Raw genomic sequence first — 13,704 nt, 5'->3', positions numbered from 1 at the left:
CCTGCCTGCGCAGGGGTCTGCGGAGAGCTCAACCAGAAACCGGCCGGCTCACCCCCGCGTCCGGCCGCACGTGCTTGCCCTAAAGCGGGATCAGCAAATGCCCGCCGTCGACCACCAGGGTTGAGCCCGTCATGTAGCTGCCCGCGTCCGACGCCAGCAGCAGCAGCGCCCCGTCGAGTTCCTTGTACTCCCCGAACCGCCGCATCGGCACGCGCTTGCGCATCGCCTCACCCGCCTCCGAGTCGAGATACTCGTCATTGATCGCCGTCTTGTAATAGCCCGGCGAGATTGCGTTGACCCGGATGCCATAGCGCGCGCTCTCCAGCGCCATGTGCCGCGTCAGATGGTCGACCCCCGCCTTCGACACGCAATACGCGGTCGTCATCAGTTGCGTCCGGTGCGCGGTGATGGAGGCGATGTTGATGATCGACCCCTTCACCTTGGCATCGATCATGGCATTGGTCGCATGCTTGCCGACCCGCCAGACGCCGGTCAGGTTCGTCTCGATCACCGCGTCCCAGTCTTCCTCGCTCTGCTCGCGGAACCAGCCCTCGCGCGACATGCCGGAATTGTTGACGAGGATGTCGCACGGCCGCCCAAGCGCTTCCTTGATCGAATCGAACGCCGCCACGACGCTGCCCTCGTCCGTCACGTCCATCTCGACCGGAAGGGCCTGCCCGCCGGCCCGCGAGATCGCCTCGGCAACGCCTTCCAGCCTGTCCATCCGCCGCGCCGCCAGCACGACCGTGGCACCGGCCCCGGCCAGCACATGCGCAAAATGTTCGCCAAGGCCGCTTGACGCGCCCGTCACGAGGGCTGTCCTGTTAGCCAGACTAAACAAGCTCATGCCCCAAACCTCCAAAATAACGGTTGCACTGCGCAACGTTTAACCTAATCCAAGGCGCCATGAAGATATCAGTGCTCAAAGAACGGCGACCCGGCGAAACCCGCGTGGCGGCAACCCCGGAGACAGTCAAGAAGCTTGTGGGTCTCGGCCACACGATCACGGTGGAATCCGGGGCCGGCACGGTCGCCGGTTTTCCTGATCCGGCCTTCACGGATGCCGGCGCGGCCATCGCCGCCTCACCGGCCGAGGCCGCCAAGGGCGCCGATATCGTCTTTAAGGTGCGCCGGCCCGAGCCGGGCGAGATCGATGCCCTGCCCGAAGGGTCGGCCCTGATCGCCCTGATGGAGCCGTTCGCCTACCCGGCCGGCGAAGTCGCCGCGCTGAACGCCCGGAAGATCGCCGCGCTCTCTATGGAATTCACCCCGCGCATCACCCGCGCCCAGTCGATGGACGCCCTCTCGTCCCAGTCCAACCTCGCCGGCTACCGCGCCGTCATCGAAGGCGCTCAGATCTATGGCCGCGCCATGCCGATGATGATGACCGCCGCAGGCACCGTCGCCCCGGCCAAGGTCTTCGTCATGGGCGCCGGTGTGGCCGGCCTCCAGGCCATCGCCACCGCCCGCCGCCTCGGCGCGGTCGTCACCGCCAACGATGTCCGCCCCGCCGCCAAGGAACAGGTCGCCTCGCTCGGCGCCAAATTCATCGCGGTCGAGGATGACGAGTTCAAGGCCGCCGAAACCGCCGCTGGCTACGCCAAGGAAATGTCGGCCGAGTACCAGGCGAAACAGGCCGCGCTCACCGCCAGCCACATCGCCAAGCAGGATATTGTCATCACCACCGCCCTGATCCCCGGCCGCGCCGCGCCCGTCCTGATCACGGAGGAAATGGTGAAATCGATGAAGCCGGGCTCGGTGATCGTCGACATGGCGGTCAGCCAGGGCGGCAACTGCCCGCTCTCGAAGGCGGACGAGATCGTCGACGTGAACGGCGTCAAGGTCGCCGGCTTCTCGAACCTGCCCGGCCGCCTGCCGGCTGATTCGTCCTCGCTGTTTGCGAAGAACCTCCTGTCCTTCCTTCCGCTGATCACAGCCGAGGGCGGCGCGCTCAATCTCGATACGGACGACGAGATCGTCAAAGCCATGCTGCTCACCCGCAATGGCGCCACCGTCAGCGAAAGGCTCAAGTGATGAAACGCGCCCTGTCCATCCTCGCCCTCGCGGCGCTCGCCCTCCCCGCCTATGCTGACGCGGGCGGCATCAACTCCACGGTCTTCCTCGCGGCCATCTTCGCGCTCGCCTGCTTCGTCGGCTATTACGTCGTCTGGTCGGTCACGCCTGCCCTGCACACGCCGCTGATGGCCGTCACCAACGCCATCTCCTCGGTCATCGTCGTCGGCGCGCTCGTCGCCGCCGCCGCCCACGGTCTCTCGTCGGAAGGCTGGATCGCCAAGATCCTCGGCGCGGTCGCCGTGATGCTGGCCAGCGTCAACATCTTCGGCGGCTTCCTCGTCACCCAGCGCATGCTGGCCATGTACAAGAAGAAGGGGCAGTAGCCTTGGAACAGTTCCATTCGACCTGGGCGCCCCTGCTTTATCTCGCCTCGGGCATCCTCTTCATCCTGGCGCTGCGCGGCCTCTCCAGCCCCGCGACCAGCCAGAAGGGCAACCGCAATGGCATGATCGGCATGGCCATCGCGGTGGCCACCTCCATCGTCCTCATCTGGGACCAGCTTGATCCGACCACGTGGGCGCTGATCCTCGGCGCCGTCGCCATCGGCGGCACCATCGGCGCCTACATCGCCCGCAAGATCCCGATGACCGACATGCCGCAGCTCGTCGCGGCCTTCCACTCGCTCGTCGGCCTCGCCGCCGTGCTCGTCGCCTCCGCCGCGCTCTACGCGCCGGAAAGCTTCGGCATCATGGGCATTACCGGTATCAAGTCGGCCTCGCTGATCGAACTCGGCCTCGGCTCCGCCATCGGCGCCCTCACCTTCACCGGCTCGATCATCGCCTTCGCGAAACTCAACGGCAACATGAGCGGCGCGCCGATCCTGCTGCCCGCCCGCCACCTGCTGAACCTCGCCCTCGCAGGCGGTGTTGTCGCGCTGACGGTCATCCTGATCATGTCCGGCGGCCAGGCCCACTGGGCCTTCTGGGGCCTCACCGTCCTCGCGCTGATCCTCGGCATCACGCTGATCATCCCCATCGGCGGCGCCGACATGCCGGTCGTCGTGTCGATGCTGAACTCCTATTCCGGCTGGGCCGCTGCCGCCCTCGGCTTCACGCTCGGCAATTTCGCGCTGATCATCACCGGCGCGCTCGTCGGCTCGTCCGGCGCGATCCTTTCGTACATCATGTGCAAAGGCATGAACCGCTCCTTCATCTCGGTGATCCTCGGCGGCTTCGGCGGCGAAGATGCCGCCGCCGCTGCCGGCGGCGCGAAGGTGGATCGTCCGTACAAGAAGGGTTCTGCCGAAGACGCCGCCTTCATCATGAAGAACGCCTCCAAGGTCATCATCGTCCCCGGCTACGGCATGGCCGTCGCCCAGGCCCAGCACGCGCTGAAGGAGATGGCCGAGAAGCTGAAGGAAGAAGGCGTCGAAGTGAAATACGCCATCCACCCCGTCGCGGGCCGGATGCCGGGTCACATGAACGTCCTCCTCGCCGAAGCGCAGGTGCCGTATGATGAAGTCTTCGAACTCGAAGACATCAACTCGGAATTCTCCGCCTCGGACGTCGCCTTCGTCATCGGCGCCAATGACGTGACGAACCCGGCGGCCAAAACCGACAAGACCTCGCCGATCTACGGCATGCCCATCCTCGACGTCGAGAACGCCCGCACGGTGCTGTTCATCAAGCGCTCGATGGGCTCGGGCTATGCCGGCATCGAGAACGAACTCTTCTTCCACGACAACACGATGATGCTGCTCGCGGACGCCAAGAAGATGGTCGAGGACATCGTCAAGAACTTTTAGGGCCTCGTAGGGTGGGTTAGCCGAAGGCGTAACCCACCACTCAGCCCTCCGCATACGCACTACCCCTAACCTGTCATCCCGGCGAAAGCCGGGACCCAGTGAAGTCGCTTTGCTGCAAAGATGGGTCCCGGCTTTCGCCGGGATGACAAGGTTGGTCAGGTGAGGATCACACCCCCACACCCCGCTCCCCGAACACCACAATCTTGTTTTCCACATCGTGGCCGATATCCGCGCGACCGAGATAGGCAATGCCGCCCCGCGCGCACCAGTCCCGCACGATCTCCTCCTCGTCCCGGCCAAAGTCGATATCGTTCACCGGGATCGCCCCGCACCGCCCCAGCCGGATGCCGGCGACCTTGCGCACTTCCGGGTTAGACGTGATGGTGAACATCATCCGGTCCAGCCGGTAATGATACTCGCCCACATCCTCCAGCATCAGCACATGGCCCGTAAGGTCCGGCAGCCAGCCGGTGCCGATCAGGCTCGCGAACACCGAAATGTTGAACGCCGCATACTTGCCCGGCGCCAGCGTCACAGGGTCAATCCCTGCACCATCATCCGTACCCGTCAGAAAGCCGAGCGACCGGCGCACCGCCGCCTCGCCGCCCTCGCGCAGGATATCCGCCGGCATCGGCCCATGCGCCACCCGCCCGATCCCGTCGCGCGCCAGCCGCGCGAGCAGGTTGCCCGCATCGCTATAGCCCAGATAGGTCTTGCGCCGCGCCGCATCGCCGAGATTGCCAAAGGCGCGGTCAAGGATCCGGCAGGCGCCATAACCGCCACGCGCAAACCAGACCGCATCGAGCGAGGACTCGTTCGCAAACTCCTCGAACGCTGCCGCCCGCGCCTCGTCAGGCCCCGCGAAATGGCCCTGCCGCAGGAAACATTGCGGGTGCCAGACCAGCTCCGCCGCCTGCCCCGCCAGCGCGGTCACCCGGTCCGCCAGCGACCGATCAACCGCCCGCCCGGGCCCGACAATCCCGATCCGTGTCACCTTCGCGCCCATGTCACTCTCCCGGAATTGCCGATGCACTTAAAGCGGCATTCTCGAATATTGGAAACAAGGGCTGAATGACTTGTCTGAGGATCAGAACGCAGGAATTCACGCCCCAATCCACCACCCAATCCGGGCGCTAGACGAGCATCAACAAGCGGCCAGATATCACCAGCATCGCAGCAACGGCGAAGTTTGCGACGTTACCATCGATACTGCCGAGCCGCGTTCCGGCAAATCCCTGCCGGGCATTCACCTCCCCGCCAAACCGCCGGGATGTCAAAGCACTGACGAAGAAACCGCCGAGGACGATGCCGCTGACGATCATGGCAATACAGGCGCCAAGATCTCTTTCCACTCTCCCCGACCAAAGAAAGAACAGGGCGGCGGCGCCCAACGCCGAAGTCGTCAGGACCTGGGTCACAACGTGGAACCTCGCATGAGGAGGCCAGTCCGGATTGAGAGCGTGGGTCCTGTTCAGATCGGCAACCGGCGGAATGACCGTGAACTGGAGTATTCCGATCGTCATCAGCACGAGTCCCAGATCCGGCATCTCGCAATCCTCCAAAGTCGTCGTCTCAAGTCAGCATACGCCTGAAAACAAGCGAAGCAACTAACGACCGGAGCCGCTGTGAATCCGAACATTCCCCGCTAAGGAAAATACGACATACATCGACGCAGATATTGGCCTTCGTGCGATTCAATCCCCCTGCTATAGAACGCCCACCATGACCAACAAGACTCGCTACTTCTTCTGCGGCATCGGCGGCTCCGGCATGTTGCCGTTGGCGTTGATCCTTCTTGACCAGGGCCACATTATCGAGGGCTCGGACCGGTCGCTAGACCAGGGCCGCACGCCCGCGAAGTTTGACTATCTCCGCAGCAAGGGCATCCGCCTCTTCCCGCAGGATGGCAGCGGCGTGACGAGCTCCGAGCAGATCGTCGTCGCCTCCGCCGCCGTGGAGGACACTGTGCCGGATATTGCCGCCGCGATCCGCGTGGGCGCGCAGCGGATGAGCCGGGCGGACATGCTCTCGGCGCTGTTCAATGCCGCGCCCTTTGCAATTGGCGTGGCGGGCACCAGCGGCAAGTCGACCGTTACCGGCATGATCGCCTGGATCCTGCACCGCACCGGCAAGAGCCCGACCGTGATGAACGGCGCGGTGATGAAGAATTTCCGCACGCCCGAGGCGCTGTTCTCCAGCTCGCTTGTTGGCACCAGCGGAATCTTCGTCTCGGAGGTCGATGAGAGCGATGGCTCCATCGCCGCCTACAATCCCCGCGTGGCTGTGCTGATGAACATCGCGCTCGACCACAAGACGATGGAGGAGCTGCGCGCCCTGTTCGGCGGCTTTGCGGGCCGCGCGCAGACGCAAGTGCTGAACCTCGACAATGGCGAAACCGCGCGCCTTGCCGAAGGCTTCCCCGCCGCGATCACCTACAGTCTCGACAACCCGGCCGCGCAGCTGACAGCCAGCAGCATCTGGCCAGGCCCCACGATGATCAAATTCTCCGTACACGACAGGAAATCCGGCGAGACGGCGGCAATTCGGCTGGCGACGCCCGGCCTGCACAATGTGTCGAACGCGCTCGCCGCGATTGCTGCGGCGATGACCTGCGGCGTGCGCCTTGGCGAGGCCGCCGCTGCGCTGGGCGAGTTTCAAGGCATTGCCCGGCGTTTCGACATTGTCGGCACGGCGGGCGATATCGCTGTGATCGACGATTTCGGGCACAACCCGGACAAGATCGCCGCGACGCTGCGCACGGTGAAACAATATCCCGGCCGGGTGCTGGTGATGTTCCAGCCGCACGGTTTCGGGCCGATCAAGAAGATGCGCCGCGAGTTTGCCGAGTGTTTTGCGGATAATCTGGCTGCGGAGGATATCCTCCTGATGCCGGAACCCGCCTATTTCGGCGGCACGGTGGACCGCTCCGTCGGCAGCGCAGACCTCGCCGCCGATATCCGCGCGCTCGGCCGCAGCGCAGAAGCGCTGGGCGACCGGGCCGCCTGCGGCGCGCGCCTGCTGGAACTGGCAAGGCCGGGCGACACGATACTGGTGATGGGCGCGCGGGACGATACGCTGACGCTGTTTGCGCAGGCAATCCTGGCCAGCCTCAAGGCGCGCTGAGCAGGGCCTGCACACGCGCTGATTCCGGCTCATCCCATTCGCACAGGTCGTCCGCTCCGAGCTCGACAGCGTGCTCGGCAATTGTCCGCTCGCCGACAATCCAGTCCGGCACAAGGTCGGCCAGCGGTGCCAAAACGAAGCGCCGCTGCAGCATGCGCGGATGCGGCAGGGTGAGTTCAGGTGTCTGCATCTCCACATCTGCGACGAGCAGCACATCCACGTCGATCTCGCGCGGGCCCCAGCGCTCGCGCGCCTGCCGGCCCATTGCCGCCTCCACCGCCTTGCAGGCGGCCAGCAGCGCTGGCGGTGAAAGCTCCGTCTCGATCCGTACGCAGAGGTTCAGGAAATCCGGCTGGTCTTCCACGCCCCAGGGCGCGGTGCGGTAGACCGGCGAGACCGCCAGTAGACGTATCCCCTCGACGGCATCGAGGCGCAGCAGCGCCTCGGCCAGTTGCGCCGCCCGGTCGCCGAGGTTGGCGCCGAGCCCGAGGCAGGCTTCAGTCATCCCGGCTGCGCACAATCGACACGCCGACATGATCGACAAAGTGCCGGATCGGCGCCGAGGGCTTGCGCACGGTGATCGACACACGCGCGACCAGCGGCTGGGTGTCGAGCACGGCCTGCGCGATACGCTCGGCGAAGGTTTCGATCAGGTTGAACACCGTCTCGGCCGACAGTTTTTCGGCAAGGTCGCACAGCGCGCCATAGTCGACTGCGTCGCGCATCAGATCGGTGCGCGTCGCCTTGGCGGCGAGTTCGCAGTCGATGTCGATGTAGAATTTCTGGCCAAGATTCTTTTCCGCCGTGTGCACGCCGTGAAAGCCGTGCAGGCAGAGGTTCGAGACGAAAACACGGTCAGCCATCAGAAATTCGCCAGTTCCGAATACATGTCGAGCGCGTCGCGGTGATGGGCCACATCGTGAACGCGCAGAACCTTTGCGCCCATCTGGACCGTTTTCAGGCCGACCGCCAGCGTGCCGGACAGCCGGTCCTCGACCGGTCGGCCCGTGAGACGCCCGATGAAGGACTTGCGCGACACGCCCACGAGGACGGGCCGGCCCGTATCGACGAGGACATCGAGGTTGGCGAGCGCTTCGAGGTTCTGCTGGTAGGACTTGCTGAAGCCGACGCCGGGATCGAACAGGATGTGCGTGTGCGGAATACCGGCAGCGTCGGCCCGGGCGTAGCTTTCGCTGACAAAGGCGGCGAGGTCGGCGCGCAGGTCGAGACCGTCGGTGATGGCGCCGCGATTGTAGGTGACCACCGCGAGGCTGCCGGTGTCGGCTATCGCGGCCGCCATGCCGGGATCGCGCGTCATGCCCCAGACATCGTTGATCATCACGGCGCCGGCCTCAGCGGCGCGCCGGGCGACGTCGGCCTTGTAGGTGTCGACCGAGACCGGCAGGCCGCCTTCCGCGGCCAGCGCCGACAGCGCGCCTTCAAGGCGGCGCCATTCTTCATGGCTTTCCACTTCCAGCGCGTCCGGCCGGGTCGACTCGCCGCCAATGTCGATGATGTCGGCGCCGTCCTCGTCCATCTTCGCGGCATGCGCGAGAGCGGCGTCGAGACGGTCGAACTTGCCGCCGTCCGAGAAGCTGTCCGGCGTGACGTTGAGGATGCCCATGACCAGCACGCGGGGACCCGCCAGCTGCTCCAGCAGGGCGTCGCGCATGCGTTCCCGCGCTTTCTGGTCCATGACTTCCCCCTCTGATAGCGCCCCTGTAGCAGCCCTCATCTTGCGGGAAAACCGCCCATGGCTACGGAAAGCTGTATCGGCCCGGATTGCTCATTTGTCGACAAAACTTGCCAGTATTTCAGCCTGAACGCGAAACGCTTCGGTGTCCGGAGCAACCAGTTCGATATGCCCGGTGGCCGGCAGCACGACCAGCGAGGCGGTATCGCCGGCCGCCTCGGCCTTGCGCGTCAGCGCATCGCCGAGCATGGGCGGGGCGATCCGGTCCTCGGCGCCATTGACGCTGACGACCGGCACCCCCGCCGGCAGCAGCCGGGCGGGAGACGTGTCAGACAGGGGATCCGGACGCTCGGGCGACGGCGGACCGGTCAGCTGGTCGTACACGGCGTCGAGGCAACTTGGCAGCGTGACCGGGCGCGAGGCCTCGAGGTCCGCCAGGCCGCCGGAGACGACGACGCCCCGGAAGGCCAGTGGATCGGAAACGGAAAGCGGGCTGCCTTCCGGCAGGCGGGACCGGGCCGCCAGCCAGAGGATCAGGTGGCCGCCGGCGGAATGGCCGATGCCGGTGATGCGCGCCAGGTCGAGATTGTATTCGGCGGCATGCAGCGTGAGCGCGTCCGTAGCCGCACCCGCATCGAGGAAAGTGCCCGGATAGCCACCGCCGGGCTCGTCGACGCCGCGATACTCGATGTTCCAGACGGCCCAGCCTTGCTGGCGCAAGGCGTCGGCCATCCAGTCCATGAGCGACTTATCGGCGATGGATTTCTGCCAGCATCCGCCATGCACCATCACGACAACGGGATGCGGTCCGGTGCCGTCCGGCAGCCAGAGGTCCACGACATCCGTGTCGCCCTCGCCCCATCGGACCTGGTGGGTCGGGACGGGATGGACGCGGCTGGTCAGGTCGTCCCAGGTCATGAGCGTCGCGGGCGCCACCTCAGCCGGCTCCGCGGCCGGAGCGGCGGCCTCTTCCCGTGCCGGGGCGCACGCCGCCAACAGGACAAGCGCGAGACAGGCCGGCTGAAATTTCCACACACCGTTCTCCCTTGCCGCGGTGACCTTCGGGCCTACTGTCGCAGTTTCCCTTGAAGAGGCAACCGTTCCGAATGACCGCTGTGCCCACCTCCCGCGCTGACGCGGAGCTGCTTGACCGCCAGGACCCGCTGGCGACGCGGCGCGGGCTGTTCGACCTGCCCGAAGCGGGGGCCTATCTGGTCGGTCACTCGCTTGGTCCGCCGCCGCGCAGTGCGCGTGCGCGGCTGGACGCGGCGGCGGCAGACTGGCACCGCGACCTCGTGCGGGCATGGAACACCGCCGGCTGGATCGACCTTGCCGAACGTGTCGGCGACCGCATCGCCGGGCTGATCGGCGTGGGCGCAGGCGAGGTAATTGTTGCCGACAGCGTGTCGGTGAACCTGTTCAAGCTGGCGGCCGCCGCGCTGCCGATGGCGCGGACTTATGCCTTGTTCGTCGAGGAGGACGAGTTTCCGACCGACCAGTATATCGCGGGCGGGCTGGGTGCGGTGTCTGGTGCCGAGGTGCGGCTGCTGGCACCGGGCGGCGCCTTTGACGCGCTGAAGGCGGGCGGTGTGGTGATCAAGAGCGCTGTGAACTATCGCTCGGCCGAGGTGGTGGACATTGCGGCGCACGAGCGCGAGGCGGCGCGGCACGGGGCGCTGATCGTCTGGGACCTCAGCCATGCGACCGGGGTGCTGAACCTCAATATGTCCGTTGACGGAGCAGTGCTGGCGGCGGGGTGCACCTACAAGTATCTGAATGGCGGCCCCGGCGCGCCGGCGTTCGCCTATGTTTCCGCGGCGATTGCGCCGAGGCTGCTTAATCCCCTGCCCGGATGGATGGGGCACGCCGCCCCGTTCGCCTTCGAATCCGCGTACGCCCCGCGCAGCGGCGCCGCGCGGTTTGCGAGCGGCACGCCGCCGGTGCTGTCGCTGGCGGCGCTCTGCGGCGCGCTGGACGCGCTGGACGGGGTGGACCTTGGCCAGCTGCAAGCCAAGGCGCGCGGGCTGGGCGCGCTGGCGATCGCCCGCGCGGCGGCTCTCGGCCTGGAGATCCTGTCGCCCGGGGACGATGCGCGGCGGGGCGGGCATGTCAGCCTGCGCATCGCGGAGGGCTATCCGGTGGTGCAGGCGCTGGCCGAACGCGGCGTGATGGCGGATTTCCGCGCGCCGGATACCGTGCGGCTGGGATTCTCGCCGCTGTTCCTGAGCCATGCGGCGGTCTGGGACGCGATGGACACCCTGCAAGACATCCTGGCCACGCGAAGCTGGGACGCGCCGCGTTTCCATGCGCGCGCCAAAGTAACCTGAGTACGCATTGACGAAACCATGTATTGGCACTAATCGTGCCAATTACAAGTTTCATCATGCCGGAGCCCGCCCCCTTGCAGACGCTGAGAACGCCCGACGACCAATTCGAAAACCTGTTTGAGTACGGATTTTCGCCGCACTATCTCGAGATCAAAGGCCCGGAGGGCGCACCGCTTCGGATGCACTATCTCGACGAGGGGCCGAGGGACGGCGAGCCGGTGCTTTGCCTGCATGGGCAACCTTCGTGGAGCTATCTCTACCGCAAGATGATCCCCCTGCTGACGAACGCCGGCTACCGGGTGTTGGCGCCGGACCTGATCGGTTTCGGCCGGTCAGACAAACCGGCCTCGATGGATGACTACACCTATTCCGGGCACGTGGACTGGCTGGGCCAGTGGCTGACGCAGCTGGACCTGTCCGGGCTGACCCTCGTTTGCCAGGACTGGGGCGGACTGGTCGGCCTGCGGGTGGCAGCCGGCCAGATCGAGCGGTTCAGGCGGATCGTGGTGGCGAATACCGGCCTGCCGAGCACGGCGATGATCTCTGACGAGATGTCTGCGTTCCTGGGGCAGATGTATCCTGCGGTGCCGGTGCCGGACGCCGCCATGGTGCGCGAACAGTTCCAGTCGGGCGGCCCCGGCGCATTCCTCTACTGGGTGAAGTATGCGAGCGAGTCGCCGTCCTTCTCGGTGCGCGACGTATTCGGCATGCTGTCGGGCGTGACGGACACGCGCGTGCTTGACGGCTATGTCGCGCCGTTCCCGGACGACCGCTACATTGCCGGGGCACGGAAGTTTCCCGCGCTGGTGCCGCTGCTGCCGCAGCACAAGGCTGAGCGGCTGGCGAACGACCGCGCCTGGGCGGTGCTGGAGGCCTTCAAGGGACGAACGCTGATTGCCTTCAGCGACAACGACCCCGTGACCAAGGGCGGCGACGCAATTTTCAAGGCGCGCATTCCTGGCGCTGATTGTGTGACCATCGAAAATGGCGGACACTTCCTGCAGGAAGACCAACCGGCCGCATTCGCTGGCGCGATCATCGCGTTCATGCGGCAGGGATAAAAAGAGGGGAGCAGACGATGAAACGGATTGCACTGATCATACTTGCACTCGTGCTCGGCGCGGGCGCGCTGGCGTATCTCAACCGGAAGGAAATCGTGCTGTTCCTAGCGACGCGCGCGGACCGGCCGGAGATTGCCCCGAACCATCCGATTGACTGGCAGCAGGGGCCGGCCGAAGCCTCGGTGCCGGCCAGCGAGCGGCCGCCGAACATCGTGTTCATCCTCGTGGACGACCTCGGCATCAATGACCTGTCGACCTTTGGCGGCGGTGTCGCGGGCGGACGGGTGCCCACGCCGAACATCGACGCACTGGCCGCGCGCGGCGCCATCTTCTCGACGGCCTATTCCGGCACCGGCACCTGCGCGCCGTCGCGCGCGATGCTGCTGACCGGACGGTATCCGACGCGCACGGGGTTCGAGTTCACGCCGACGCCGAACGGCATGGGCCGGATCGTCTCGATGTTTGCCAATGACGAAGACAATGGCCTGCCGGACGTGCATTATGACCGCAAGGCCGCCGCCGCGGCGCCGGACTTCGAAGACCAGGGCCTGCCGGGTTCGGAAGTGACGATTGCCGAAATGCTGAAGGGCGCAGGCTATCACACCGTGCATATCGGCAAATGGCACCTCGGCAATACGGGCGAGTTTCACCCCAACGCCCAGGGCTTTGACGAGAGCCTGCTGATGACCGGACTACTTCATCTGCCTGCGGATGACCCGGATGTGGTCAATGCCAAGCTGGACTTCGACCCGATCGACAAGTTCCTCTGGGCGCGCGGCGATTTCTCGACATCGTACAACGGCAGCGACGTGTTCGCGCCGGGCGGGTATCTCGCGGACTACTGGACGCAGGAATCGCTGAAAGTGATCGAAGCCAACAAGAACCGGCCATTCTTCCTCTACCTCGCTCATTGGGGCGTGCACACCCCGATGCAGGCGACGAAGGAAGATTATGAGGCGGTGGGCGATATCGAGCCGCATCACCTGCGCGTCTATGCGGCGATGCTGCACGCGCTGGACCGGAGCGTGGGTGAAATCGTCGCCAAGCTGGAAGAGGAAGGCCTGGCGGACAATACGCTGATCGTGTTCTCGAGCGACAATGGCGGCGCCGGTTATATCGGACTGCCGGGGATCAATGATCCCTATCGCGGCTGGAAGATCACCCTGTTTGAAGGCGGCATCCGTGTACCGATGTTTGTCAGCTGGCCGGCGCGGATTGCCCCGGGCACGGCGGTCGACACACCGGTGGCGCATATTGACGTGATGCCGACCTTGGCATCGGCGGCCGGCGTGCCGCTGCCGGAGGGCGTGATCATCGACGGGCGTGACATGCTTCCGCTGGCAGACGGCAGCGGCGGCCTGGAGCGCGAGGATGACGCGATCTTCTGGCAGAGCGGGTATTATCATGTGGTGCGCGCCGGCGGCTGGAAGCTGCAGGTCGACGGCAAGCAGGGCAATGACTGGCTGTTCAACCTGAACACCGACCCGACGGAGGAGACAAACCTTGCTGCCACGCAGCCTGAGAAACTGGCCGAGCTGAAAGCCCTGCTCGAGAAACACCAGGCCGGTGCGCGCGCGCCGCTCTACGCCTCGACGACCGACATTCCGATTGCCATCGACAAGACGGGCGCGGACAAGGTGGGGCCGGAGGACGAATACGTCTGGTGGCCCAACTGACGGG

14 protein-coding genes are annotated in these 13,704 nt (G+C 65.7%); 7 read left to right on the top strand and 7 right to left on the bottom strand.

Annotated elements, in window-relative coordinates:
• Positions 1–79 precede the first annotated feature (79 nt).
• Positions 80–847 (bottom strand): SDR family oxidoreductase, encoded by a 768-nt coding sequence (locus IPK75_11840; GenBank protein ID MBK8199047.1) that lies wholly within the window; start codon positions 845–847, stop codon positions 80–82.
• 59 nt (positions 848–906) lie between these two features.
• Between IPK75_11840 and IPK75_11835 the strand changes: the two genes are divergently transcribed.
• From IPK75_11835 to IPK75_11825, 3 genes are all read left to right on the top strand, one after another.
• Positions 907–2,034: a Re/Si-specific NAD(P)(+) transhydrogenase subunit alpha gene (locus IPK75_11835; GenBank protein MBK8199046.1), complete on the top strand. Its 1,128-nt coding sequence runs from the start codon at positions 907–909 to the stop codon at positions 2,032–2,034.
• A 68-nt stretch (positions 2,035–2,102) separates the two neighbouring features.
• Positions 2,103–2,399 (top strand): NAD(P) transhydrogenase subunit alpha, encoded by a 297-nt coding sequence (locus IPK75_11830; protein MBK8199045.1) that lies wholly within the window; start codon positions 2,103–2,105, stop codon positions 2,397–2,399.
• 2 nt (positions 2,400–2,401) lie between these two features.
• Positions 2,402–3,820, top strand: a complete 1,419-nt coding sequence (locus IPK75_11825) for an NAD(P)(+) transhydrogenase (Re/Si-specific) subunit beta (protein ID MBK8199044.1) — start codon at positions 2,402–2,404, stop codon at positions 3,818–3,820.
• 166 nt (positions 3,821–3,986) lie between these two features.
• On the opposite strand, the gene IPK75_11820 is transcribed toward IPK75_11825, so the two are convergent.
• Both IPK75_11820 and IPK75_11815 read right to left on the bottom strand, forming a co-directional pair.
• Positions 3,987–4,826, bottom strand: coding sequence for an LD-carboxypeptidase (locus IPK75_11820; protein ID MBK8199043.1), 840 nt, complete (start codon positions 4,824–4,826; stop codon positions 3,987–3,989).
• A 127-nt stretch (positions 4,827–4,953) separates the two neighbouring features.
• Positions 4,954–5,367 carry a hypothetical protein gene (locus IPK75_11815; GenBank protein MBK8199042.1) on the bottom strand — a complete coding sequence of 138 codons (414 nt, stop codon included), beginning with the start codon at positions 5,365–5,367 and terminating at the stop codon, positions 4,954–4,956.
• Positions 5,368–5,542: 175 nt separating this feature from the next.
• On the opposite strand from IPK75_11815, the gene IPK75_11810 reads away from it, so the two are divergent.
• Complete coding sequence (locus IPK75_11810) at positions 5,543–6,943, top strand: UDP-N-acetylmuramate--alanine ligase (protein ID MBK8199041.1); 1,401 nt, start codon at positions 5,543–5,545, stop codon at positions 6,941–6,943.
• On the opposite strand, the gene folK is transcribed toward IPK75_11810, so the two are convergent.
• From folK to IPK75_11790, 4 genes are all read right to left on the bottom strand, one after another.
• Positions 6,930–7,448 (bottom strand): 2-amino-4-hydroxy-6-hydroxymethyldihydropteridine diphosphokinase, encoded by a 519-nt coding sequence (gene folK / locus IPK75_11805; GenBank protein ID MBK8199040.1) that lies wholly within the window; start codon positions 7,446–7,448, stop codon positions 6,930–6,932. The genes IPK75_11810 and folK overlap by 14 nt on opposite strands.
• On the bottom strand, positions 7,441–7,806 hold the full coding sequence (gene folB, locus IPK75_11800) for a dihydroneopterin aldolase (protein MBK8199039.1): 366 nt from the start codon (positions 7,804–7,806) through the stop codon (positions 7,441–7,443). Before folB ends, folK begins: the two co-directional genes overlap by 8 nt.
• Positions 7,806–8,567: a dihydropteroate synthase gene (gene folP, locus IPK75_11795; protein MBK8199038.1), complete on the bottom strand. Its 762-nt coding sequence runs from the start codon at positions 8,565–8,567 to the stop codon at positions 7,806–7,808. The genes folB and folP overlap by 1 nt, the downstream gene beginning before the upstream one ends.
• Before the next feature lie 162 nt (positions 8,568–8,729).
• On the bottom strand, positions 8,730–9,554 hold the full coding sequence (locus IPK75_11790; GenBank protein MBK8199037.1) for an alpha/beta hydrolase: 825 nt from the start codon (positions 9,552–9,554) through the stop codon (positions 8,730–8,732).
• A 188-nt stretch (positions 9,555–9,742) separates the two neighbouring features.
• Here IPK75_11790 and IPK75_11785 point away from each other — a divergent pair, with 188 nt between their 5' ends.
• The 3 genes from IPK75_11785 to IPK75_11775 all read left to right on the top strand — a co-directional run bounded on the left by IPK75_11785 (position 9,743) and on the right by IPK75_11775 (position 13,700).
• Positions 9,743–10,963, top strand: coding sequence for an aminotransferase class V-fold PLP-dependent enzyme (locus tag IPK75_11785; GenBank protein MBK8199036.1), 1,221 nt, complete (start codon positions 9,743–9,745; stop codon positions 10,961–10,963).
• 74 nt (positions 10,964–11,037) lie between these two features.
• On the top strand, positions 11,038–12,024 hold the full coding sequence (locus IPK75_11780) for a haloalkane dehalogenase (protein ID MBK8199035.1): 987 nt from the start codon (positions 11,038–11,040) through the stop codon (positions 12,022–12,024).
• Between the two features lie 17 nt (positions 12,025–12,041).
• The gene (locus IPK75_11775; GenBank protein ID MBK8199034.1) at positions 12,042–13,700 is read left to right on the top strand and encodes a sulfatase; all 1,659 of its coding nucleotides are present in this window, start codon (positions 12,042–12,044) and stop codon (positions 13,698–13,700) included.
• Positions 13,701–13,704 lie beyond the last annotated feature (4 nt).

This window comes from Acidobacteriota bacterium (assembly GCA_016712445.1).
GTDB lineage: Bacteria > Pseudomonadota > Alphaproteobacteria > Caulobacterales > Hyphomonadaceae > Hyphomonas.
This window is presented reverse-complemented; position numbering and strand designations above follow the sequence as displayed.